The organism is Lachnoanaerobaculum sp. (assembly GCF_057250505.1).
Genome location: NZ_DBHIEQ010000003.1, coordinates 69,037 through 91,063 on the forward strand (window position 1 = coordinate 69,037; position 22,027 = coordinate 91,063).

Sequence of the window (22,027 nt, forward strand, 5' to 3'; positions counted from 1 at the left end):
TATTTATACAATTTTTTTTAAAGTAATATATAAAAAAATAATGTTAAAATCTTTGTAAAATTCAGTTAAAATTTGCATCGTTAAAAATTTTATGATATAGTACTGCCCATAGATTTACATAGGTCTATTTATAAACTGATTTTGGAGGTTATATTTTTAATGAGCAAAAAGAAGATTAATACATTTATAGGATCAATCGGAGCATTTATCGGAGTTTTAGTATTTTTATCTTATATACCACAGATTATAGCAAATATTGGCGGTGCGAAGTCTCAACCTCTGCAGCCGCTTGTAGCAGCAGTTTCTTGTTTGTTATGGGTAATTTACGGATTAACCAATGAACATAAGATAGATTATATTCTTATAATACCGAACGCTGCAGGTGTCATTTTCGGATTCCTTACTTTTATAACAGCTTTATAAATATTTATTTTAAGGGGTGCATTGCACCTCTTTTTTCTTATTATATAGTGGTTTCATATTTCAAAAAAAAATGTTATAATATAACGGCGAAATTTTATTGTAGATGAGGAGCAATCCTAAAGATAAATTAAAGGAGTGTGGTATGAGTACAGAGTATGGAGCATCCCAAATACAAATACTTGAAGGATTAGAGGCAGTGAGAGTAAGACCCGGAATGTATATCGGTTCAATATCATCAAGAGGTCTTCATCATCTTGTTTATGAGATAGTAGACAACTCTGTAGATGAGGCTCTTGCAGGATTCTGTACCGAGATAGAGGTCAGTATAAACGAAGACAATTCTATAACGGTAAAGGATAACGGTAGAGGTATACCTGTAGATATTCAAAAGAAAGCCGGATTGCCGGCTTTGGAGGTGGTATTTACCATATTGCACGCCGGAGGAAAATTCGGCGGTGGAGGGTATAAGACTTCAGGAGGTCTGCACGGTGTAGGTGCTTCGGTAGTAAATGCGCTTTCCACATGGCTGGATGTAAAGGTATACAGAGACGGCAAGATATATCATATGAGATTTGAAAGAGGAAAAGTCGTAGAGAAGATGGAAGTTATAGGTGAGTGCGATCCTCAAAAGACAGGTACCGAGGTGAGCTTTTTACCGGATGATACAATCTTTGAAGAGACCGTGTATGACTTTGATATATTAAAAGTACGACTTCGTGAGACCGCATTCCTTACAAAAGCATTAAAGATTACCTTGATTGACAACAGAGAAGAAAAGAAAAAAATGTCTTTCCACTATGAGGGAGGTATCAAGGAGTTTGTGACCTATCTCAATAAGGGAAAGGTGCCTATATATGAGGATGTAATATACTGTGAGGGTACAAAAGAAAAGGTAATGGTCGAAGTTGCAATGCAGCACAATGACAATTACTCTGAAAGTATATATACCTTCGTCAACAATATAAATACGCCTGAAGGCGGAACACATCTTTCAGGTTTCAAGAATGCACTTACAAAGACATTTAACGAATACGCAAGAAGCAACAAGCTCTTAAAAGACAGTGACGAGAATCTCTCAGGTGAGGATATCAGAGAAGGTCTTGTAGCCATTATATCGGTTAAGATAGAGGACCCGCAGTTTGAAGGTCAGACTAAGCAAAAGCTTGGAAACTCGGAGGCACAGACAGCTGTAAACTCCATAGTAAGTGAACAGCTCACATACTTCCTTGAGCAAAATCCGGCTGTTGCAAAGATTATCAGTGAGAAGGCCATTACCGCACAAAGAGCCAGAGCGGCGGCCAGAAAAGCAAGAGATCTTACAAGAAGAAAGTCGGCACTTGACAGTATGAGTTTGCCGGGAAAGCTTGCGGACTGTTCAAGTAAGAATCCTGAAGAATGTGAAATCTTTATAGTCGAGGGAGACTCTGCAGGCGGTTCCGCCAAAGGTGCAAGAAGAAGAGATACACAGGCCATATTGCCGCTTAGAGGAAAGATACTCAATGTAGAGAAGGCAAGGCTTGATAAGATATATTCAAATGCCGAGATAAAGGGAATGATTACAGCATTCGGCACAGGAATACATGATGACTTTGATATAACAAAGCTTCGTTACAACAAGATAATAATAATGACAGATGCGGATGTGGACGGAGCACATATTGATACGCTTATGCTTACATTCATATACAGGTTTATGCCGGATCTTATAAAAGAAGGTCATGTTTATCTGGCACAGCCGCCACTTTATAAGCTTGAGAAGAACAAGAAAGTCTGGTATGCATATTCAGATGAGGAGTTGAACAATATCCTCAAGGAAGTCGGCAGAGATCAGAATAACAAGATACAAAGATACAAAGGTTTGGGTGAGATGGATGCCGAGCAACTTTGGGAGACCACTATGGACCCTGAGCGCAGAGTATTAAAGAAAGTGGTACTTGACGAGTCCATGCTTTCAGAGACTGATGTTGTATTCAGTACGCTTATGGGAGATCAGGTGGCTCCGAGAAGAGAGTTTATAGAAGCGAATGCAAAGTATGTATCGAATTTGGATATTTAAAAAGGTAGGTTAAAATATGGAACCAAATGTTTTCGACAAGTTTAATGAGATCGACTTAAAGAAAACCATGGAAAAGTCATATATTGACTATGCAATGAGTGTTATTGCAGCCAGAGCACTTCCGGATGTAAGAGACGGATTAAAACCGGTTCAAAGAAGAGTGCTCTTTTCTATGATAGAACTGAATAACGGGCCTGATAAACCACATAGAAAATGTGCTCGTATTGTCGGAGATACAATGGGTAAATATCACCCACACGGAGACTCGTCAATATACGGCGCACTTGTAAATATGGCACAGGACTGGTCCATGAGATATACTCTTGTGGACGGACACGGAAACTTCGGCTCTGTGGACGGAGACGGTGCGGCGGCCATGAGATATACGGAGGCCAGACTCTCAAAGATCGCTATGGAGATGCTTGCAGATATCAATAAGGATACTGTAGACTTTGCTCCGAACTTTGATGAGACTGAAAAAGAGCCTACAGTATTGCCAGCAAGATTTCCTAACCTCTTGGTAAACGGTACAACAGGTATTGCGGTAGGTATGGCAACCAATATTCCGCCTCATAATATCAAAGAAGTTATAGACGCGGTAGTAAGGCTGATAGATAATAAGATAGAAGATAAAGATACCACTGTTGATGAGATAATCAGCATTATAAAAGGACCTGATTTTCCTACCGGTGCCAATATATTAGGGCTTAGAGGTATTAAAGAGGCATATACCACAGGTAGAGGAAAGATAAAGGTAAGAGCGGTCACTGAAATCGAATCAATGTCAAACGGCAAGAACAGGATTGTGGTCAGTGAGCTTCCATACCTTGTAAATAAGGCAAAACTTATTGAAAAGATTGCAGAGCTTGTAAAAGATAAGAGAATAGACGGTATCACAGATCTTAGAGATGAATCGAACCGTGAAGGAATGAGAGTTGTTATAGAACTTAGAAAAGATGTGAATGCCAATGTTATATTAAACAGATTGTATAAGCATACACAGTTACAGGATACATTCGGCGTAAATATGCTGGCTTTGGTTGACAATCAGCCTAAGGTGTTAAATATCTTGCAGATGCTTCAGTACTATCTGGCTCATCAGGAAGATGTGGTTACAAGGAGAACAAGGTATGAGCTTAATAAAGCAAAAGAGAGAGCTCATATCTTAGAGGGACTGTTGATTGCTCTTGACAATATTGATGAAATCATAAAGATTATCAGAGGCAGTGCAAATGTAAATATTGCCAAGGAAGAGCTTATAAAGAGATTCGAACTTTCAGATGCACAGGCACAGGCTATAGTGGATATGCGTTTGAGAACTCTCACAGGTTTGGAAAGAGAGAGACTTGAATCCGAGTACAATGAGCTGCTTGCAAAGATAGAATATTTTGAGGGAATACTTGCAGATGAGAAAAAATTACTTGCACTTATAAAAGAGGAAATCCTTGTAGTTGAAGATAAGTATAAGGATGACAGAAGAACAGGCTTTATGCAGGATGACGATATGGAGGATGAGGACCTTATCCAAAGAGAAGATATTATCATCGCAATGACAAAGCTGGGATATATAAAGAGGATGAGTCCCGACAATTTCAATGTACAAAACAGAGGAGGTAAGGGCATCAAGGGAATGCAGACAATTGATGACGACTTCATTGAGGACATTGTTATGTCAACCACTCACAATGATATATACTTCTTTACCAATAAGGGTAGAGTGTATACAATCAAGGGATATAAGATTCCTGAGGCTTCAAGGACCGCAAGAGGAGTTGCAATAGTAAATTTATTGCAGTTACAGCCTGATGAGAAGATTTCCGCGATAATCCCAAGTGAAGCAAAATCAAATGACGGCTATCTCTTTATGGTTACAAAAAACGGTACTATAAAGAAATGTCAAATAAACTTATTTGACAATATTAGAAAAAACGGACTTGCGGCTATCAACCTCACAGAGGATGATGAGCTGATAGAAGTAAAGGTTACTCATGGTGATGATGATTTAATAATTGTTTCAAAGTACGGTATGTGCATCAGAATCAATGACAAGGATATAAGAGCTATGGGCAGAGGTGCAACAGGTGTAATAGGAATGAGACTGAATACAGGTGATGAAGTCATAGGAATGCAACTGGCATCTCAAGGGGAATATTTGCTTCTTGTTTCTGAGTATGGATATGGAAAGAGAACAAAGATATCTGAGTTCAAAGTCCAAAACAGAGGCGGTAAAGGTATCATATGTTATAAGGACAATGAAAAGACAGGTAAGCTTGTAGGTGCGAAGCTTGTAAATGAAGACAGAGAGATTTTATTGATAACTACAGAGGGAATTGTAATCAGAATAGAAGTCAGCGGAATATCGATACTGGGCAGAGCGGCAAGCGGAGTGAAGCTTATGAACATAGACAGAGAAAGTGATACCAAGATTGCAAGCATTGCAAAGATCAGAGAAGAAAAAAATACGGAATCTGATGAAGAGAGCAATGAATAGAAAGGAAATAAAATGCAAAAGATGCCATTTTTGACATTGGAACAGGTAAAAGAGATTGTAAAGACATATCCCACACCATGGCATATATATGATGAGAAGGGAATCAGAGAAAATGCCAAGAGATTAAATGAGGCATTCAGCTGGAATAAAGGTTTTAAAGAGTATTTTGCGGTGAAGGCCACTCCGAATCCTTTTATAATGAATATATTAAAGGAATATGGCTGCGGTGTGGACTGCTCTTCCATGGTTGAACTTGAGATGTCGGATGCCTGTGGATTTAGCGGCAAAGATATAATGTTTTCATCAAATGAGACTCCTATTGAGGAGTTTAAGTTTGCAAACGACCTTGGAGCGATAATAAACTTGGATGATATTACACATATTAAGTATGTGGAAGAGGTATGCGGAAAGCTGCCCGAGACTATGTGTGCAAGATATAATCCGGGTGGAGTCTTTACTATGTCAAACGGTATAATGGACAATCCGGGAGATGCAAAGTATGGAATGACTCCCGATCAGCTTATAGAGGCCTTTAAGATAATGCAGTCAAAGGGTGTAAAGCATTTCGGTATTCATGCATTTCTTGCCAGCAATACTGTAACAAATGAGTATTATCCCAAACTTGCAAGAGAGCTGTTTGAGTTTGCAGTAAGGATAAAGAATGAAACAGGTATCAATGTGGAGTTTATCAATCTGTCAGGAGGTATCGGCATACCTTATACTCCCGACAGTGAGCCGAATGATATTTTTGAAATATCAAAGGGTGTAAAAAAGGCGTATGAAGAAGTGCTTGAGGCAAACGCTATCATGGATGTAGCCATATTTACAGAGCTTGGAAGATATATGCTTGCACCATATGGTGCTTTAATAACAGAGGCGATACATGAGAAGAATATATATAAGCATTACATCGGTGTGGATGCCTGTGCCAGTAATTTGATGCGCCCTGCTATGTACGGAGCTTACCATCATCTTACAGTTCTCGGTAAGGAAAATGAGAAAGCAAGTGAGGTCTATGATGTGGTGGGTTCACTTTGTGAGAATAATGATAAGTTTGCTATAGACAGGAAGTTGCCGAAGATAGAAAAGGGAGATTATATCTATATTCATGATACGGGAGCACATGGTTTTGCAATGGGATATAATTACAACGGTAAGCTTAGGTCTGCGGAGTTACTCTTACAGGAGGATGGAAGTGTGAAGATGATAAGAAGAGCGGAGACCGATAAAGACTATTTTGCAACCTTTGATTTTTGTAATATAATGGATAAATATTTAAAATAAGATCTGCATATTTTTTAGAAATATAAGAAATTAAAGGGGATAAGTTAATATGATCTTTAAAAGAAATCTGTCTGTATGCTTTATGTCAATAGTGGTTTGTTTTCTGTTTATCTTTTCACAAAAAGCATCGGCATCAACAGGAGTTTATGTTCCGGATCCTGTAACAAGTTTTGTGGCAAATGTTAAGGATGCAGCCTATGGTGCAACAGGAGACGGTGTCAGTGATGATACTGCGGCGATACAAAGGGCTATTGATGCAGTTTCTGCGGCAGGTGGAGGAATCGTAGACATTCCGGCAGGAAACTATATGATTAACACATTGTATCAGACAGGAAACAGCTATGAGAAAGCAGGGCTTGTACTTAAAAGCAATATTATTGTACGTATTGCAAGCGGTGCAACACTTTATGCGATTCCGAACGGAGAGAAGTCCTATCAGATGTTCAGTATCACACATGTTGACAATGTACATATAATAGGAGGTAGATTAATCGGTGACCGTGATAATCATATCGGAAATCTTGGACAGACCGGATATGGTGTTCGAATCACTGATGCTACAAATGTGGTTATTGAGGATTTGTATGCAGGTGAATTTTGGGGAGACGGAGTATTTTTAGGAGAAAACAGTAAAAATATTACTATTTACAAAGTTATTTGTGATCATAACCGTCGTCAGGGAATGTCGATTGTAGGCGGTCAGAATGTTAAAATACTTGAATCTGAGTTTAAACGTTCTGACGGTACACCTCCAAAGTCGGGAATTGATATTGAGCCTGAGGGAGATTATCCGATTGCAAAAGATATTGAGGTACGTGGTTGTTTATTTGAAGGGAACGCTACAGGTTTTGTGGTTAGCAATCAGTATGCAAACAGTGTTGCAGCAAATATTACATTTGCCGATAATACTGTTCGTGATAATATAAGCGGAGTAGTCCTGGTAGGATTGAAAGGAGGTTTAGTTACAGGTAATAAAGTTTATAATGATCAAACTATAACAAAAAATGATATACATTGGGGCATCAGACTTCGCAATAACGGACGTTATTCAACAAGTAATGTCAAAGTCAGTGGAAACACTGTATATGGAGGAAATATTATTGACAGTACCGGAGAGAGCAGTAATACGGTTCAAAACAATACTTTTAAGGCTTCAGTCTATATTCTTGGTATTGCACATGCAGGGCAAACACTTAGTGCCAAGGTATATGACGGTGATTATGGAGATCTTCATGTTCATAATTCTGTACTTGTTCCTGCATCTTCAATTTCTTCCTATCAGTGGTATGCAGATGGAACAGCTATTAGCGGTGCGACAAATTCAAGCTATATTCCTACAGCGGCAGATGCAGGAAAAGAGATTACTGTAAGGGTTCAGTATACTGATAAAGCCGGAAATGCAGAAGATGCAACAAGCTCTCCTACACTACCTGTAAATTATGCAAATCATGCACCAACTGATATTACTCTAAACCCTTTGTTTATCTACAGTGATGAATATTTGGCGGAAGTGGGACTGCTGACTACAACAGATCCTGATGCCGGAGATTCACACACATATACTGTTGATGATGAGCGCTTTGAAGTTGTATATGATAATCTCTTGCGTTTGAAAGGAGACAACTATATACCGTTTGGTTCCGTAGGAACAATAACTCTTAATGTAACGGCGACAGATGCACTTGGTGCTTCTTTTACAAAAACCTTTACAATAGAGGTGACAAGGCCTAAGAATCAACCTCCAAAAAAGATTACTCTTTCCAAAAATACAGTTACATCAGGTATTCCCGGTGAAGTTGTAGGAAAGCTTACAACTATTGATCTTAATGTAGGTGATACACATACCTATACTTTAAGTGATTCACGTTTTGAAGTAAGTTCTGACGGTATGCTTAAGTTAAAAGAGGGTGTGAGTGTAGATGCCGCTACAGAGTCAAGTATATATTTGCAGGTAAGGGCGACTGATTCAGGAGGTTGGGTCTGTACAGAAAACTTTACTTTGCAGGTACAGTCGGGAACAACAAACAATAACGGAGAGACTAATAATACTGGAACAGTTAACAATAGCGGAGCAACTAATAACACCGGAGCAGCAAATAATAACGGAACAACTAATAATACAGGTAATACAGGTGTCTCAACGCCGTCAGTACCTGAGCGTAGAAGAGGAGGCGGATCGGGAGGCTCCGGCAGTAGAGATTCAGGATCTTCTTCACATAGTCGCAGAAGTACCGGGCTAAAGAATGGAGGTGCTTCATCCAATTCCTACTCTTATATTCAAACAGGCGGTAAAGTATATAGTCAGGGCAGTTGGAAAAAGGAAGGAAACATATGGCGACTTGAAGTTGACGGTTCACGGGCAAAATCCGCATGGGCATATATCTCGGAAAATTGGTATATTTTAAACGATAGAGAAGAGATGGTGACCGGCTGGGCAAATGTTGACGGAAGATGGTATTTTATGGACGGTTCAGGCGCAATGAGAATCGGATGGCTTAAAGATGCGAGTGGGGAATGGTATTATCTGAATCCTATATCTGACGGTACCAAGGGTGCTATGCGTGTAGGATGGCATCAAATCGACAATAAGTGGTATTATTTTAATACAGTTTCTGACGGTACACAGGGAAGAATGCTTAAGAGCCGGAGAACACCGGACGGTTATCTCCTTAAAGCGGACGGAAGCTGGGATGAGAGTGTCTCAAAGGAGTAAATTTAATTTAAAACTGTTTACATATTTAAGAAATAATTCATAATAAGTTTAACAGTATTTCAATTATTTTACGGTGAAGTATGATAAGATTACATCATCATAAAGAAGCACTTACAATGAATCCTATATATAGAAATCCTTAAGAAAGTACCCCCTAGAAAGGGTGCTTTTTTAGTATGTATTTTTTAGATAAAAATCTTGTATTGCTTAAATTTTTATAAATTGGTAGAATGTACAGGACGTATCTGTTGGAGTTTTAATTCGACAGCGGCTATATAAGTAGGTATGTTTTAAGAGGAGAATTAAAATGATTGATAATGTATCATATCTCTTTGGATTCTTAGGCGGTCTTGGACTTTTCCTGTACGGAATGCATATTATGGCGGACGGAATGCAAAAGACTGCCGGTGGAAAGATGCAACAGTTCCTAAGTAAGATAACGGACAACAGGTTTACAGCCATCTTACTTGGTGCGGTAATAACAGCCATAATACAAAGCTCAGGTGCTACCACTGTAATGGTAGTAGGTTTTGTTAGTGCCGGAATGTTGAGCCTTGTCCAGGCTGTAGGTGTAATTATGGGTGCCAATATAGGTACTACAATTACAGCGTGGATAGTATCACTTGGAACAATAGGCGATTCGCTCAAGCTCTTTCAGCCGGGATTCTATGCACCTTTAATGATAGGTATAGGTGCGATATTTATACTGTTTTCAAAATCCGACAAGAAAAAGACCATAGGTGAAATAGTTCTCGGACTTGGAATGCTGTTTTTAGGACTTGACCTTATGGCAGGCAATATAAAGCCTTTCACAGGTGCTCCTATATTCTCGGAAGCGTTCAGAGTACTTGGAGGTAATCCGATACTTGGTATCATAGTAGGTATTGTGGTAACAGCTCTGATGCAAAGTTCATCAGCATCGGTAGGTATTTTGCAGACGCTTGCATTCAACGGTGTGGTAAACACGGCGGCGGCTATATACATCACACTCGGACAAAATATCGGTTCCTGTGTTACAGCTATTATTTCAAGTGTAGGAAGTTCAAGAACTGCAAAGAGAGCCGCAGCAATACATCTTTTATTCAATACAATAGGTGCGATAGTATTCGGTATACTTGGATTTGTCGTATTTACAGTGAATACAAAGCTTGCAAATCACACTATCAATGCGGTAGAGATTTCAATATTCCATACATTTTTCAATCTTACAATGACCACTCTGCTTTATCCTTTTGCCGGACTGCTTGTAAAGCTTTCGGGAATGATCGTAAGAGGCAAGGATGATGAGGTTGTAAAGGCTAAAAAAGAGCCTATCTTACAGCTTGATGAAAGAGTGCTTCTTACACCTGCATTTGCAGTACAATCAGGAAGTGTAGAAGTGGCCCGTATGGGAAGTATCGCTCTAAAGAGTCTTAATGCCGCAATGGGTGCTATCAATACCAAGAGTTTGGACGATTTAAAAACAGTTGCACAGTGTGAACAGACACTTGACGATATGCAGGAAGCACTGACAGAGTATCTTATAAAGGTAGACAATCTTTCACTAAGTGAAAGTCAGAAAAAGCATGTAAACAATCTCTTCAATATGGTAACTGATATAGAAAGAGTCGGAGACCATGCGGACAACCTGTCTGAAAATGCCAAGTATATGATTGACAACAACCTTGAGTTCAGCGACCTTGCAAAGGAAGACTTGGCTGAGATATCAAAGGATGCCATAGATGCGTTTGAAACAGCTATAAATGCAAGCGGAGCGGATGCACTCGGTGCAGTCAGAAAGGTAAATAAGCTTGAAGATAAGGTGGATATGCTTGAGGATGAATTAAGAGAAAAGCATATTGACAGACTTACAAGGGGAGAATGTAAACCGCAGTCAGGTATTGCTTTCCTTGATATAATCAGTAACTTGGAGCGTATATCAGACCATGCTACAAATATTGCAGGATATGTGAAAAATGAAATATAAATATAATAAGAAGTTTCAAATATATACTTGCAATTAAGTTTATAATTTTGTACAATTAAGAATGATTGATGAATAATTATCAAATGAGATAACATCACACAAGTACTAATTTTAGGAGGAACTAAAATGTCGGTAAAAGTAGCAATTAACGGTTTTGGTCGTATTGGTCGTCTTGCCTTCAGACAGATGTTTGAGGCTGACGGATATGAAGTAGTAGCAATAAATGATCTTACAGATCCTAAGATGTTAGCACATCTTTTAAAGTATGATACAGCACAGGGCGGTTTTGCCGGACGTATCGGTGAAGGAAAGCACACTGTTGAGGCAGGTGAGGATTCTATCACAGTTGACGGAAAGAAAATTACAATCTACAAAGAGGCAGACGCATCAAAGCTTCCTTGGGGACAGATCGGGGTAGATGTTGTACTTGAGTGTACAGGTTTCTACACATCAAAGGAGAAGGCTTCAGCTCACTTGACAGCAGGTGCTAAGAAGGTTGTTATTTCAGCTCCTGCAGGAAATGATCTTCCTACAATCGTTTACAGCGTAAATGAGAAGATACTTAAGGCAAGCGACACAGTTATTTCAGCTGCATCATGTACAACAAACTGTCTTGCACCTATGGCTGATACACTTAACAAACTTGCTCCTATCCAGAGCGGTATCATGAGCACAATCCATGCTTATACAGGTGACCAGATGATCCTTGACGGACCACACAGAAAGGGTGACCTTAGAAGAGCAAGGGCAGGTGCTGCAAATATCGTACCTAACTCAACAGGTGCTGCTAAGGCTATCGGTCTTGTTATCCCTGAGCTTAACGGAAAGCTTATCGGATCTGCACAGAGAGTTCCGGTTCCTACAGGTTCTACAACAATTCTTACAGCCGTTGTTAAGAAGGCAGGACTTACAAAAGAAGATATCAATGCTGCAATGAAGGCTGCCGCATCCGAGTCATTCGGATATACAGAGGATCAGATCGTTTCTTCAGACGTTATCGGTATGAAGTTCGGTTCATTATTTGATGCTACACAGACAATGGTAGCTCATATAGCTGACGATGTATATCAGGTACAGGTTGTATCATGGTATGACAATGAGAATTCTTACACATCACAGATGGTTAGAACAATCAAGTACTTTGCTGAGTTAAAGTAATATAAAAGATAAAGAGACCAAAGAGGTCCGCTCATATTGGGCCGGACCTCTTTTTTTACAATAAGGAGATACTTATGCTTAATAAGAAAACTGTAGATGATTTAAAGAACCTAAAAGGACAAAAAGTATTAGTTCGTTGTGATTTTAATGTTCCGCTAAAGGACGGTGTTATCCAAAATTATAACCGTATAGACGGTGCAATCCCTACAATCAAAAAGCTTTTGGACGGCGGTGCAAAGGTTATACTTTGCTCACATCTCGGAAAGCCGAAGGGCGAGCCGCTTCCTGAAATGAGCCTTGCACCTGTAGCTCCTGCACTTTCAGAGAGACTTGGCGTACAGGTAAAGTTTGTTTCAGATCCTAAGGTAACAGGTGAAGAGACAAGAAAGCTTGCAGCAGAGCTTAAGGACGGAGAAGTTTTATTACTTGAGAATACACGTTACAGAGCTGAAGAGACAAAGTACGGTAAGGACGATTCCGCTGTAGAGTATGCTAAGGAGCTTGCAGCACTTTGTGACAACAACATCTTTGTAAACGATGCATTCGGTACAGCACACAGAGCACATTGCTCAAATGTAGGTGTAACCAAGTTCTGTAAGGAGAATGTAGTAGGATACCTTATGGAGAAGGAAATCAAGTTCCTTGGAGAGGCTGTAGAGAACCCGGTTCGTCCGTTTGTTGCAATTCTTGGAGGAGCTAAGGTTTCAGATAAGATCAATGTTATAAACAATCTCCTTGATAAGGTAGATACACTTATTATCGGTGGAGGTATGGCATATACATTCCTTAAGGCAAAGGGCGAGGAAATCGGAAACTCACTTTGTGAAGAGGATAAGCTTGACTATGCACTTGAGATGATCAACAAGGCAAAAGAAAAGGGTGTAAATCTGTTACTTCCTGTAGACCATGTAGAGGGTAAGGAATTCTCAAATGATACAGAGTCTAAGGTAGTTGATACTATAGAAGCAGGATGGTCAGGATTTGATATCGGACCTAAGACTATTGCAAACTATAAGAAGGCACTTGAGGGTGCAAAGACTGTAGTATGGAACGGACCTATGGGCGTATTCGAGTTTGAGAAGTTTGCAGAGGGAACACTTGAAATCTGTAGAGCTGTAGCAGACCTTAAGGATGCAACAACAGTTATCGGTGGCGGTGATTCTGTAAATGCTGTTAAGAGACTTGGATTTGCCGACAAGATGACACATATTTCAACAGGTGGCGGTGCTTCACTTGAATTCCTTGAGGGTAAGGAACTTCCGGGTGTTGCAGCTGCAGACAATAGATAAACAGATTGGAGAGCTTTATGTCAAGAAGAAAAATTATTGCAGGAAACTGGAAGATGAATAAGACACCTTCAGAGACAACTGCACTTATAAATGAGTTAAAGCCGTTAGTTGCAAATAATGATGTTGATGTTGTTTTCTGTGTACCTGCAATTGATATTATACCTGCAATTGAGGCGGCTAAGGGAAGCAATATAAAAATCGGTGCCGAGAATATGTACTTTGAAGAGAGCGGTGCATATACAGGTGAGATTGCTCCGAACATGCTTACAGATGTAGGTGTTAAGTATGTTATTATCGGGCACTCGGAGAGAAGAGAATACTTTGCAGAGACAGATGAGACTGTAAACAAGAAAGTGCTTAAGGCATTTGAGCACGGTATCACACCTATTATCTGCTGCGGTGAAACTCTTACACAGAGAGAACAGGGCATTGCAATAGACTTTATCAGAACTCAGATAAAAATTGCATTTCAGAATGTAAGTGCGGATAATGCAGCTAAGGCTGTTATCGCTTATGAGCCTATTTGGGCTATCGGTACAGGAAAGACCGCTACAACAGCACAGGCTGAGGAAGTATGTAAGGCTATCAGAGATTGTATCAAAGAAGTTTACGGAAATGATGTAGCTGAGAAGATCAGAATTCAGTACGGCGGTTCTGTAAATGCAGGCAATGCGGCAGAGCTTTTTGCAGAGGCTGATATCGACGGAGGACTTGTAGGTGGAGCAAGTCTTAAGCCTGATTTCGGAAAGATTGTAAACTACAAATAATTTTATAGTATAAATAAAGCAGGACCAATGTTTTATCGGTCCTGTTTTTTATAGAATATTATTGTACCTGTACAGTACTTTCAATCTTTGTCCTTGACCATCTTTCATAGAAAAGACTTCTGTGAAGTGCGGCTTTTATTGTAGTTAAAAGTAAGAATAAGAAATAAAGCAGTGCAACCAAAAGCTCTATAGTAGCATATCCCATATCTTTTGAAGCGTCGGTATTTATAAGTATAAAATTCTCCAATGCCTGACGTATATACATCGGCAAGTAAAGGTATATGCCGAAAAATAAGAAATAGCGTAAGAAGTAAGCAAAAAACTTAGGATGCCCTCCTTTAGTTGAAACTATGGCTGTACTTGTAATAAAGTTGCCAAGAGTGGAGCCTTTAGTAAGCATCGGCAAGACGGAAAAATATGATAATGTAATTATCTCAAATGCTCTGACGATATGAAACCGCTGCATAAACGGTCTGCTAAGTATGGTTATTATAGTTACAAATGCCATATCAAAAAAGAAAGATATAACTCGTCTGAACAGTGATATTTCCATACCTCTTTTATAGCTGACTTCATCAAGTTCATCTCTTGACGGAAGTATTATCATAAGCGGTCCGACAAGTGCGTAACCAAGTATTCCTCCCAGTGTATTTACTATCAAATCATCCACATCAAAGAGTCTGTAGCTTCCGGAGTATATAAAGTACAGTCCGGTAAGCTGAGTTATCTCAAAGAAAAGCGACAGTAAAAATGAAAGTATAAATGTCTGTGAAAATGACTTTTTGAAATAGTAGCGAAGATACATTCCGAAAGGTACCGCCAAAAACAGATTCAATATATTTACCAAAAACGCTTTGTTCAGTACTATTGTAATCCATGTTTTTGGTTCGCTCGGGATAACATGAGCTTTTTTTATTATGTCTTTAATAAATAAAAAAGGCTCAAGTTGCATCTTATGGCTGTGCAGTGTAGCAGCTTTTTCAGGGCTTGGCAGCGGAAGTACAACAAGGCAGTACATACACAGCAGATAAAATATAAAAGAGTAAACTATTAAAACTTTCAGGCTGAGTATGGACCCGTATTTGTGGTAGTTATAAGCAATATACGGCAATGTAAAAACAGCCACCACTATTGGAAACAGTACAACAGCCTGAAAGGAAATTATTAAATATTGATTCATATTACCTCCAGTGAAACACCTAAGTTGTATCACAAGGCCAAGGGTTTAGTCAAGGGCAGATGACTATATTAGAGAGTTACTGTAGGGATGAATATTTCTCTCTATATCCGGATGGAGAGATACCAAGTTGTTTTTTAAAGCTTGTACTGAAATAGTACTGATTGGCATATACGCATTTTATACTTATTCCTGTGGTACCGGAACCGAAGATTACTTTTAGGGGATTTTATAGATGGCATATAAGGGAGTACAGGCATCCAAGATAGGGCCGTTAAAAATAAACAGCCCTATTTAGTAACTAAAATTATATTTTGCAGTAATATTTATCAATAGAATGAAAGTGTGGTATATAAAAGCATATAGTGGCAGAATGTTCCAAGCATTATAAACACATGAAATATTTCATGTGAACCGAAGTAGATGTGTTTTTCATTAAATGCTTTCAGTTTAAATGCATAGATTACAGCTCCGAGTGTATATGAAATACCTCCAAACAGCAGCCATAAAAATCCTGAAAGCGGTAACGTCTTATAGAGTGGTTTTAAGGCAAACATGCAAAGCCAACCCATTATTAAATATATAATAGATGATAACCACTTTGGGCAGCTGACAAAGAAGATTTTTAGAAAAATTCCTCCGATAGCAAGTGCCCATATGGCTGTAAGTAACATATATCCTGTAAAGCCCTTAAGTGCTGTAAGGCATACAGGAGTATAAGTTCCTGCTATCAGTACTGAAATCATTGTATGGTCTATCTTTCTAAATATCATTGTTTTTTTCAGGTCAAGCACTACAGAGTGGTATAATGTGCTGGCTGTATATAAAAGTGTAGTGGATATAATAAATACAAGCATAGACAGTGATGTGATAAAGCTTCCATGTTCTATACTTCTTTGCATCAATGGAAATGCACCTATCCAAACAAGTATAAGTCCCACAAAGTGAGTGATTGCAGATCCGGGTTCTCTTATTTGTATTGATATAGTGCTCGGTAGCACACCAAATCTTGTTTTTTCTCTATTTTTTGTTTTCATAAATACCTCCCTAATGCAGACTTACATAGTTTTAAAAACTACATATAACATATATTGATACTACATCAAAATATGTAAAATTGCAAGTCGAAAATAATTAAAAGTGTTGAGTAATTATTGTAGAACTTTATAAGCGTTCTTTAAAATAAAGAAAAAATAGGCTTGATTTTCACCTCTAAGTACAATAAAACGATATTTAGAGGTGAAAATATATTAAAAAGATTTATCAATTAAATCTCTTTTACATACTGTTGAATTGCATCACACAGATACTGTGCCATACCTTCTCCAAATTTGTCCATATTATCTTTAAATTCCGGATTTTTAACATACCCATAGCCTATGCTTGAAAATACATCCGCACTACAGTCAAAAGAGTACTCACAAATATGTTTATGAAGCTTTTTAGCCAGTTCGGTATTTTCTTTTGATGTAGCATCCAATCCCTTTGACATATTATCCGATATTGCAAAAAAGATATTATTAAAACCGTCGGCAATTTCCTGTTCTCTTCCTTTTTGCTTTTTAACGGATTCCTCAATAACTTTCTCTCCATACATATCTATTGCTTTCTGTTTATATTTTTCATTGTCCTGATATGTAAAACCCTTGAATTTTTCTTTTGTTGCCATAGTAATTCTCCTTTCTCTTGACTCAATAGTCTTTTCCAATGTGTTAATAAGTGTTAAGAGTTTTTGCTTTTCTTTCTGCATCAAAGCGAGCTGTTTCTTTAGATGATGGAGTATTTCAGGATCTTCCTGTTTTAATAACTCTTTTATCTGCTTTAAAGGAAATCCCAGATATTTATAAAACAATATCATCTGCAAAAAAGACATATCATCTTCGGAATAATATCTGTACCCATTTTCACCTTTTTTAGGTGAAAGTAAGCCTATTTCATCATAATGGTGTAAAGTGCGCACCGATACACCGCTTATTTCACTAACCTTTTTAATTAAAAACATTTGAGAACCTCCTAACAAGGATAAGTATAAACTATGACGTAATGTTATAGTCAATACTTTGAATTAAAGATTATTTATAAGAGCTGAAATGTGTATTAAAATTTTAAGCCAAAAAATCCTTTTATCGATAAAATATAAGAAGAAATTTTTTGTACAAGAGGCAGTTTGGATGAAGAGTAGTATATTTGATTTTATTATATATAAAATAATTATTTCTGTTCCGGTAAGTATTATTATCAATTTAGTATATGGAGTTATTCTGGTTTTAGCTGTATACGCTTGTAGGCCTTTAGATATATTTTATATAAGAGAAATTAGAGAGATGCTGACAGTAGTTTTATATTACATAATGGCAATTGTCCCGTTTATGATATTTAATCTTATAAGATATATAGCTATAAGACAGAAAAAGCCGGGATATGGTATTTGTGGTTTGATTAATTCCTGAGTATATGTTTATAATAATATTAGGTGATATATTGGGCGGAAATTTATAATGAATTGTGGGATAGTAATATGTTAAAGAATAGATTGGAAGAAATATTTTATTCAAATATTGTTTGTTATATTTGTAATTTTATGATCGGTATAACAATGGTAGCTGTAACAGTATTATTTTAGAGTAGTGTTGTTAAATTTAATGTATATAGATATAAAAGCATTACCGGTGCAGTGCTTGTATTGATATTTACAGTTATATTACCATTGATATTATATAACACAACCGGATATAAAAATATATCTTCAAAAGGTGTAGAAATTAATATTGTTATGTATATTACATTGATTGTTGTATTAAATTTTATACCGATAATATTATGTATTATTTTATATTTATCCGGATTTAGATTAGATAAAAAAGAGGATTTACAATTATCATCAAGTAAAATGATTACATATGACAGTATGTTAATACGATGAAATAAATAAAACTTGATTATAGAATGTTTTAATGCATAACATAGAATTCTTTTATTAAATATGCTATAATATTTTACATTTGATTTAACAGGTTATTGGGGTAAAGCGTTTTCGAGTGTGCCGATTGTTTCGCACTGATTGTTCTCGCAATCCTCAAAAATATCAAGTGTTTATTAGGAGGATATTTTGGAAAGAGAAAGGTTAAAGTCCAGGCTTGGGTTTATACTCATTTCAGCCGGATGTGCAATAGGTATCGGTAATGTGTGGAAGTTTCCGTACATGACAGGAAAAGGCGGTGGCGGTGCATTTGTACTGCTGTATCTGATATTTTTGGTAATGCTTGGACTACCCATAATGACAATGGAGTTTTCAATAGGAAGAGCGGCAAGAAAGAGTCCTGTACTGGCATATCAAAAACTTGAGCCGGCAGGTAGTAAGTGGCATATACATGGAATGGTGGCACTTATAGGTAATTATCTTTTAATGATGTTTTATACTACAGTGACAGGCTGGATGCTGCATTATTTCTACCTAACAGTAACTGGCAGATTTGAAGGACTTGATTCTGACGGAGTGTTAAATGCATTCAACACTATGCTTACACAGCCGGGTATAATGATATTTTGGATGGTGGTAGTAGTAGCATTAGGAATGTTCATAGTATCAAGAGGACTTGAAGCGGGTTTGGAGAATATCACAAAGATAGTGATGGTTATACTTCTTGTAGTAATGATTATACTTGCTGTAAACTCATTCTTTTTAAAGGGTGCCGCAGAAGGGCTTAAGTACTATCTGGTACCGAATATAGGCAGAATCAAAGAAACCGGTGTCGGAAATGTAATCACAGGTGCGATGAATCAGGCATTCTTCACACTTAGCCTTGGAATAGGAGCAATGCTGATATTTGGAAGCTATATAAGTAATGACAGAAGCATGCTTGGAGAATCTGTTACAATAGTTATACTTGATACATTTGTAGCTATAGTATCAGGACTTATTATCTTTCCGGCAACATTTACATATGGTGTAGATCAGACATCGGGTCCTGCTCTTATATTTATAACATTGCCGAATATCTTTAATAAAATGCCTCTTGGAAGACTTTGGGGAAGCTTCTTTTTTATATTCATGTCATTTGCGGCATTCTCTACAGTGCTTGCAGTATTTGAGAACATAGTATCCTGTGGTATGGATCTTACAAAGAAAACCAGAAAAAAGGTAAGCCTTTTTAACTTAATACTAATAATAATACTTTCACTTCCATGTGTATCCGGATTTAATATATGGAGTTTTGGATGGCTTACTCCTTTTGGAGGCACAATACTTGACCTTGAAGATTTTTTGGTAAGTAATATAATATTGCCGCTGGGTTCTTTAGTATATCTACTGTTTTGTGTCAGCAGATATGGCTGGGGATGGGATAATTATCTCAAAGAATGTGATAAGGGAGAGGGTATGAAGATGAAGAACTGGATGAGATTTTATCTTACCTATATACTTCCGATTATAGTTATATTTATATTTGTGTTTGGAATATATGATAAATTTTTTAAATAGGAAATAGATTAAAACAGCCGTTAACTGTTAAAGTTATGGATGTTTTTAAATTATTTAGAAAATTAGCACTCAAGTCTTGACACTGCTAATAAAAAGTGGTATAAAACTACATAGTTGATTTTATAAATTATTAGGAGGAATACGAAATGAAGTTAGTACCTTTATTTGATAGAGTGGTTTTAAAGCAGTTGGTTGCCGAAGAGACAACTGCATCCGGTATAGTGCTTCCGGGTCAGGCAAAGGAGAAACCTTCGCAGGCGGAGGTTGTGGCTGTCGGTCCCGGTGGAGTTGTAGACGGAAAAGAAATAAAAATGCAGGTTAAGGTTGGCGATAAGGTAATTTATTCAAAGTATGCCGGCACAGAGGTAGAGCTTGACAAGGAAGAATATATCGTTGTTAAGCAGAATGATATTTTAGCAGTGATTGAATAAAAATTTCAGATAGATTAGACGGAGGTAAATATGGCTAAGGATATTAAATATGGCGTAGAAGCCAGAAAAGCATTGGAAGCCGGTGTAAATAAGCTGGCTGATACAGTAAGAGTTACATTGGGACCTAAGGGAAGAAATGTTGTACTTGATAAATCATTCGGTACACCGCTTATTACAAATGATGGTGTTACCATTGCAAAGGAAATAGAGCTTGAAGATGCATTTGAGAACATGGGTGCACAGCTTGTAAAGGAAGTTGCCACAAAGACAAATGATGTGGCAGGTGACGGTACAACTACAGCTACAGTTCTTGCACAGGCAATGATAAACGAGGGAATGAAAAACCTTGCAGCAGGTGCAAATCCAATCGTTTTGCGTAAGGGAATGAAGAAGGCTACAGATGCAGCTGTAGAAGCTATTGCAAAGATGAGTGAGCCTATAAAGGGCAAGGAGCAGATTGCAAGAGTTGCAGCTATTTCCGCAAGTGATGATGAGGTTGGAAGTCTGGTAGCGAATGCTATGGAGAAGGTAACCAATGAGGGTGTTATCACTATCGAAGAGTCAAAGACAATGAAGACAGAGCTTGACTTGGTGGAAGGTATGCAGTTTGACAGAGGTTATGTTTCTGCATATATGTGTACAGATATGGAGAAGATGGAAGCAAATCTTGATGACCCTTATATCCTTATTACAGATAAGAAAATTTCAAATATTCAGGATATTTTGCCTCTTCTTGAGGAGCTTGTTAAATCAGGACAGAAGCTTCTTATTATAGCTGAGGATGTAGAGGGCGAGGCTCTTACAACTCTTATAGTAAACAAGCTTAGAGGTACATTCAATGTCGTAGCTGTAAAGGCTCCGGGATATGGTGACAGAAGAAAAGATATGCTTAAGGATATTGCTGTTCTTACAGGCGGTACGGTAATCAGTGAGGAACTTGGACTTGAGCTTAAGGATGCTACACTTGCAAGCCTTGGTAGAGCAAAGAGTGTTAAGGTTCAAAAAGAGAACACCGTAATCGTTGACGGACAGGGTGCAAAGGCTGATATTGAGAAGAGAGTCGCTCAGATTAAGGCTCAGCTTGCAGAAACCACATCCGATTTTGATAAGGAGAAACTACAGGAGAGACTTGCTAAGCTTTCAGGTGGTGTTGCAGTTATCAGAGTCGGTGCCGCTACAGAGACAGAGATGAAGGAAGCAAAGCTTCGTATGGAAGATGCACTTAATGCCACCAGAGCGGCAGTTGAGGAGGGTATTATTGCAGGAGGCGGTTCTGCTTATATCCATGCAAGTAAGGAAGTTGCAAAGCTTGTAGCTACTCTTGAAGGTGATGAGAGAACAGGTGCAAAGATTATTCTTAAGGCACTTGAGGCTCCGCTATACAGAATAGTAGAGAACGCAGGACTTGAAGGAAGCGTTGTTGTAAACAAGGTAAGAGAGTCAAGCGTAGGTGTAGGTTTCGATGCTTACAGAGAAGAGTATGTAGATATGGTTAAGTCAGGTATCTTGGACCCTGCAAAGGTTACAAGATCGGCACTTCAGAATGCAAACTCGGTAGCATCTACGCTCCTTACAACAGAGTCGGCAGTAGCAAGCATTAAGGAAGATGCTCCGGCAATGCCTGCAGGTGGCGGAATGGGAATGATGTAATAAAACTTTATAATAAAGCTTATAGGGCACACCTTGGAAACAGGGTGTGCCTTTTTTGTGTTTAAAAATCAAATTTTTATATAATAAGCTGTACTTAAAATAATGCTATAGCAATATCTTATAAAAACAATGAAGTATTTTC

General features: G+C 38.0%; 17 protein-coding genes. 13 read left to right on the plus strand and 4 right to left on the minus strand.

Annotated features, from left to right (window positions below; all coding sequences use genetic code 11):
- Positions 1 to 159: 159 nt before the first annotated feature.
- From ACO6FI_RS02325 to tpiA, 9 genes are all read left to right on the plus strand, one after another.
- Positions 160 to 423: a SemiSWEET family transporter gene (locus ACO6FI_RS02325; protein WP_060932002.1), complete on the plus strand. Its 264-nt coding sequence runs from the start codon at positions 160 to 162 to the stop codon at positions 421 to 423.
- A 142-nt stretch (positions 424 to 565) separates the two neighbouring features.
- Complete coding sequence (gene gyrB / locus ACO6FI_RS02330; protein WP_485455926.1) at positions 566 to 2,479, plus strand: DNA topoisomerase (ATP-hydrolyzing) subunit B; 1,914 nt, start codon at positions 566 to 568, stop codon at positions 2,477 to 2,479.
- 16 nt (positions 2,480 to 2,495) lie between these two features.
- Positions 2,496 to 4,970: a DNA gyrase subunit A gene (gene gyrA, locus ACO6FI_RS02335; RefSeq protein ID WP_485455927.1), complete on the plus strand. Its 2,475-nt coding sequence runs from the start codon at positions 2,496 to 2,498 to the stop codon at positions 4,968 to 4,970.
- Between the two features lie 12 nt (positions 4,971 to 4,982).
- The gene (locus ACO6FI_RS02340; protein WP_485455928.1) at positions 4,983 to 6,254 is read left to right on the plus strand and encodes a diaminopimelate decarboxylase; all 1,272 of its coding nucleotides are present in this window, start codon (positions 4,983 to 4,985) and stop codon (positions 6,252 to 6,254) included.
- A 49-nt stretch (positions 6,255 to 6,303) separates the two neighbouring features.
- Positions 6,304 to 8,967: a glycosyl hydrolase family 28-related protein gene (locus ACO6FI_RS02345; protein WP_485455929.1), complete on the plus strand. Its 2,664-nt coding sequence runs from the start codon at positions 6,304 to 6,306 to the stop codon at positions 8,965 to 8,967.
- Between the two features lie 307 nt (positions 8,968 to 9,274).
- Positions 9,275 to 10,933, plus strand: coding sequence for a Na/Pi cotransporter family protein (locus ACO6FI_RS02350; RefSeq protein WP_485455930.1), 1,659 nt, complete (start codon positions 9,275 to 9,277; stop codon positions 10,931 to 10,933).
- Between the two features lie 126 nt (positions 10,934 to 11,059).
- Entirely contained in the window at positions 11,060 to 12,091 is a 1,032-nt protein-coding gene (gene gap, locus ACO6FI_RS02355; protein WP_485455931.1) for a type I glyceraldehyde-3-phosphate dehydrogenase, read from the plus strand.
- A 74-nt stretch (positions 12,092 to 12,165) separates the two neighbouring features.
- Positions 12,166 to 13,380, plus strand: a complete 1,215-nt coding sequence (locus tag ACO6FI_RS02360; RefSeq protein ID WP_485455932.1) for a phosphoglycerate kinase — start codon at positions 12,166 to 12,168, stop codon at positions 13,378 to 13,380.
- A 17-nt stretch (positions 13,381 to 13,397) separates the two neighbouring features.
- Positions 13,398 to 14,147 (plus strand): triose-phosphate isomerase, encoded by a 750-nt coding sequence (tpiA, locus tag ACO6FI_RS02365; RefSeq protein ID WP_485455933.1) that lies wholly within the window; start codon positions 13,398 to 13,400, stop codon positions 14,145 to 14,147.
- Positions 14,148 to 14,205: 58 nt separating this feature from the next.
- Here tpiA and ACO6FI_RS02370 read toward each other — a convergent pair whose 3' ends face one another.
- From ACO6FI_RS02370 to ACO6FI_RS02385, 4 genes are all read right to left on the minus strand, one after another.
- The gene (locus tag ACO6FI_RS02370; RefSeq protein WP_485455934.1) at positions 14,206 to 15,327 is read right to left on the minus strand and encodes a VanZ family protein; all 1,122 of its coding nucleotides are present in this window, start codon (positions 15,325 to 15,327) and stop codon (positions 14,206 to 14,208) included.
- A 76-nt stretch (positions 15,328 to 15,403) separates the two neighbouring features.
- A complete protein-coding gene (locus ACO6FI_RS02375; RefSeq protein WP_485455986.1) occupies positions 15,404 to 15,538 on the minus strand; it encodes an AraC family transcriptional regulator in 135 nt (44 codons plus the stop codon).
- 115 nt (positions 15,539 to 15,653) lie between these two features.
- Complete coding sequence (gene trhA / locus ACO6FI_RS02380; RefSeq protein WP_485455935.1) at positions 15,654 to 16,361, minus strand: PAQR family membrane homeostasis protein TrhA; 708 nt, start codon at positions 16,359 to 16,361, stop codon at positions 15,654 to 15,656.
- A 230-nt stretch (positions 16,362 to 16,591) separates the two neighbouring features.
- Positions 16,592 to 17,326 carry a MerR family transcriptional regulator gene (locus ACO6FI_RS02385; RefSeq protein WP_485455936.1) on the minus strand — a complete coding sequence of 245 codons (735 nt, stop codon included), beginning with the start codon at positions 17,324 to 17,326 and terminating at the stop codon, positions 16,592 to 16,594.
- A gap of 169 nt (positions 17,327 to 17,495) precedes the next feature.
- Here ACO6FI_RS02385 and ACO6FI_RS02390 point away from each other — a divergent pair, with 169 nt between their 5' ends.
- The 4 genes from ACO6FI_RS02390 to groL all read left to right on the plus strand — a co-directional run bounded on the left by ACO6FI_RS02390 (position 17,496) and on the right by groL (position 21,885).
- Positions 17,496 to 17,774 carry a hypothetical protein gene (locus ACO6FI_RS02390; protein WP_485455937.1) on the plus strand — a complete coding sequence of 93 codons (279 nt, stop codon included), beginning with the start codon at positions 17,496 to 17,498 and terminating at the stop codon, positions 17,772 to 17,774.
- 659 nt (positions 17,775 to 18,433) lie between these two features.
- Positions 18,434 to 19,804, plus strand: a complete 1,371-nt coding sequence (locus ACO6FI_RS02395; RefSeq protein WP_485455938.1) for a sodium-dependent transporter — start codon at positions 18,434 to 18,436, stop codon at positions 19,802 to 19,804.
- 146 nt (positions 19,805 to 19,950) lie between these two features.
- Positions 19,951 to 20,235 carry a co-chaperone GroES gene (locus ACO6FI_RS02400; protein ID WP_007594995.1) on the plus strand — a complete coding sequence of 95 codons (285 nt, stop codon included), beginning with the start codon at positions 19,951 to 19,953 and terminating at the stop codon, positions 20,233 to 20,235.
- 30 nt (positions 20,236 to 20,265) lie between these two features.
- A complete protein-coding gene (gene groL / locus ACO6FI_RS02405) occupies positions 20,266 to 21,885 on the plus strand; it encodes a chaperonin GroEL (RefSeq protein WP_485455939.1) in 1,620 nt (539 codons plus the stop codon).
- The last annotated feature ends 142 nt before the right edge of the window (positions 21,886 to 22,027 follow it).

What these genes read in the sequence shown, in the direction of transcription:
- ACO6FI_RS02325 (WP_060932002.1), top strand. Translation starts at nt 160, where the DNA reads ATGAGCAAAAAGAAGATTAATACATTTATAGGATCAATCGGAGCATTT.
- ACO6FI_RS02350 (WP_485455930.1), top strand. Translation starts at nt 9,275, where the DNA reads ATGATTGATAATGTATCATATCTCTTTGGATTCTTAGGCGGTCTTGGA.
- ACO6FI_RS02370 (WP_485455934.1), bottom strand. Translation starts at nt 15,327, where the DNA reads ATGAATCAATATTTAATAATTTCCTTTCAGGCTGTTGTACTGTTTCCA.
- gyrA (WP_485455927.1), top strand. Translation starts at nt 2,496, where the DNA reads ATGGAACCAAATGTTTTCGACAAGTTTAATGAGATCGACTTAAAGAAA.
- ACO6FI_RS02390 (WP_485455937.1), top strand. Translation starts at nt 17,496, where the DNA reads ATGAAGAGTAGTATATTTGATTTTATTATATATAAAATAATTATTTCT.
- ACO6FI_RS02340 (WP_485455928.1), top strand. Translation starts at nt 4,983, where the DNA reads ATGCAAAAGATGCCATTTTTGACATTGGAACAGGTAAAAGAGATTGTA.
- groL (WP_485455939.1), top strand. Translation starts at nt 20,266, where the DNA reads ATGGCTAAGGATATTAAATATGGCGTAGAAGCCAGAAAAGCATTGGAA.
- gyrB (WP_485455926.1), top strand. Translation starts at nt 566, where the DNA reads ATGAGTACAGAGTATGGAGCATCCCAAATACAAATACTTGAAGGATTA.
- ACO6FI_RS02400 (WP_007594995.1), top strand. Translation starts at nt 19,951, where the DNA reads ATGAAGTTAGTACCTTTATTTGATAGAGTGGTTTTAAAGCAGTTGGTT.
- trhA (WP_485455935.1), bottom strand. Translation starts at nt 16,361, where the DNA reads ATGAAAACAAAAAATAGAGAAAAAACAAGATTTGGTGTGCTACCGAGC.
- ACO6FI_RS02360 (WP_485455932.1), top strand. Translation starts at nt 12,166, where the DNA reads ATGCTTAATAAGAAAACTGTAGATGATTTAAAGAACCTAAAAGGACAA.
- gap (WP_485455931.1), top strand. Translation starts at nt 11,060, where the DNA reads ATGTCGGTAAAAGTAGCAATTAACGGTTTTGGTCGTATTGGTCGTCTT.
- ACO6FI_RS02385 (WP_485455936.1), bottom strand. Translation starts at nt 17,326, where the DNA reads ATGTTTTTAATTAAAAAGGTTAGTGAAATAAGCGGTGTATCGGTGCGC.
- tpiA (WP_485455933.1), top strand. Translation starts at nt 13,398, where the DNA reads ATGTCAAGAAGAAAAATTATTGCAGGAAACTGGAAGATGAATAAGACA.
- ACO6FI_RS02345 (WP_485455929.1), top strand. Translation starts at nt 6,304, where the DNA reads ATGATCTTTAAAAGAAATCTGTCTGTATGCTTTATGTCAATAGTGGTT.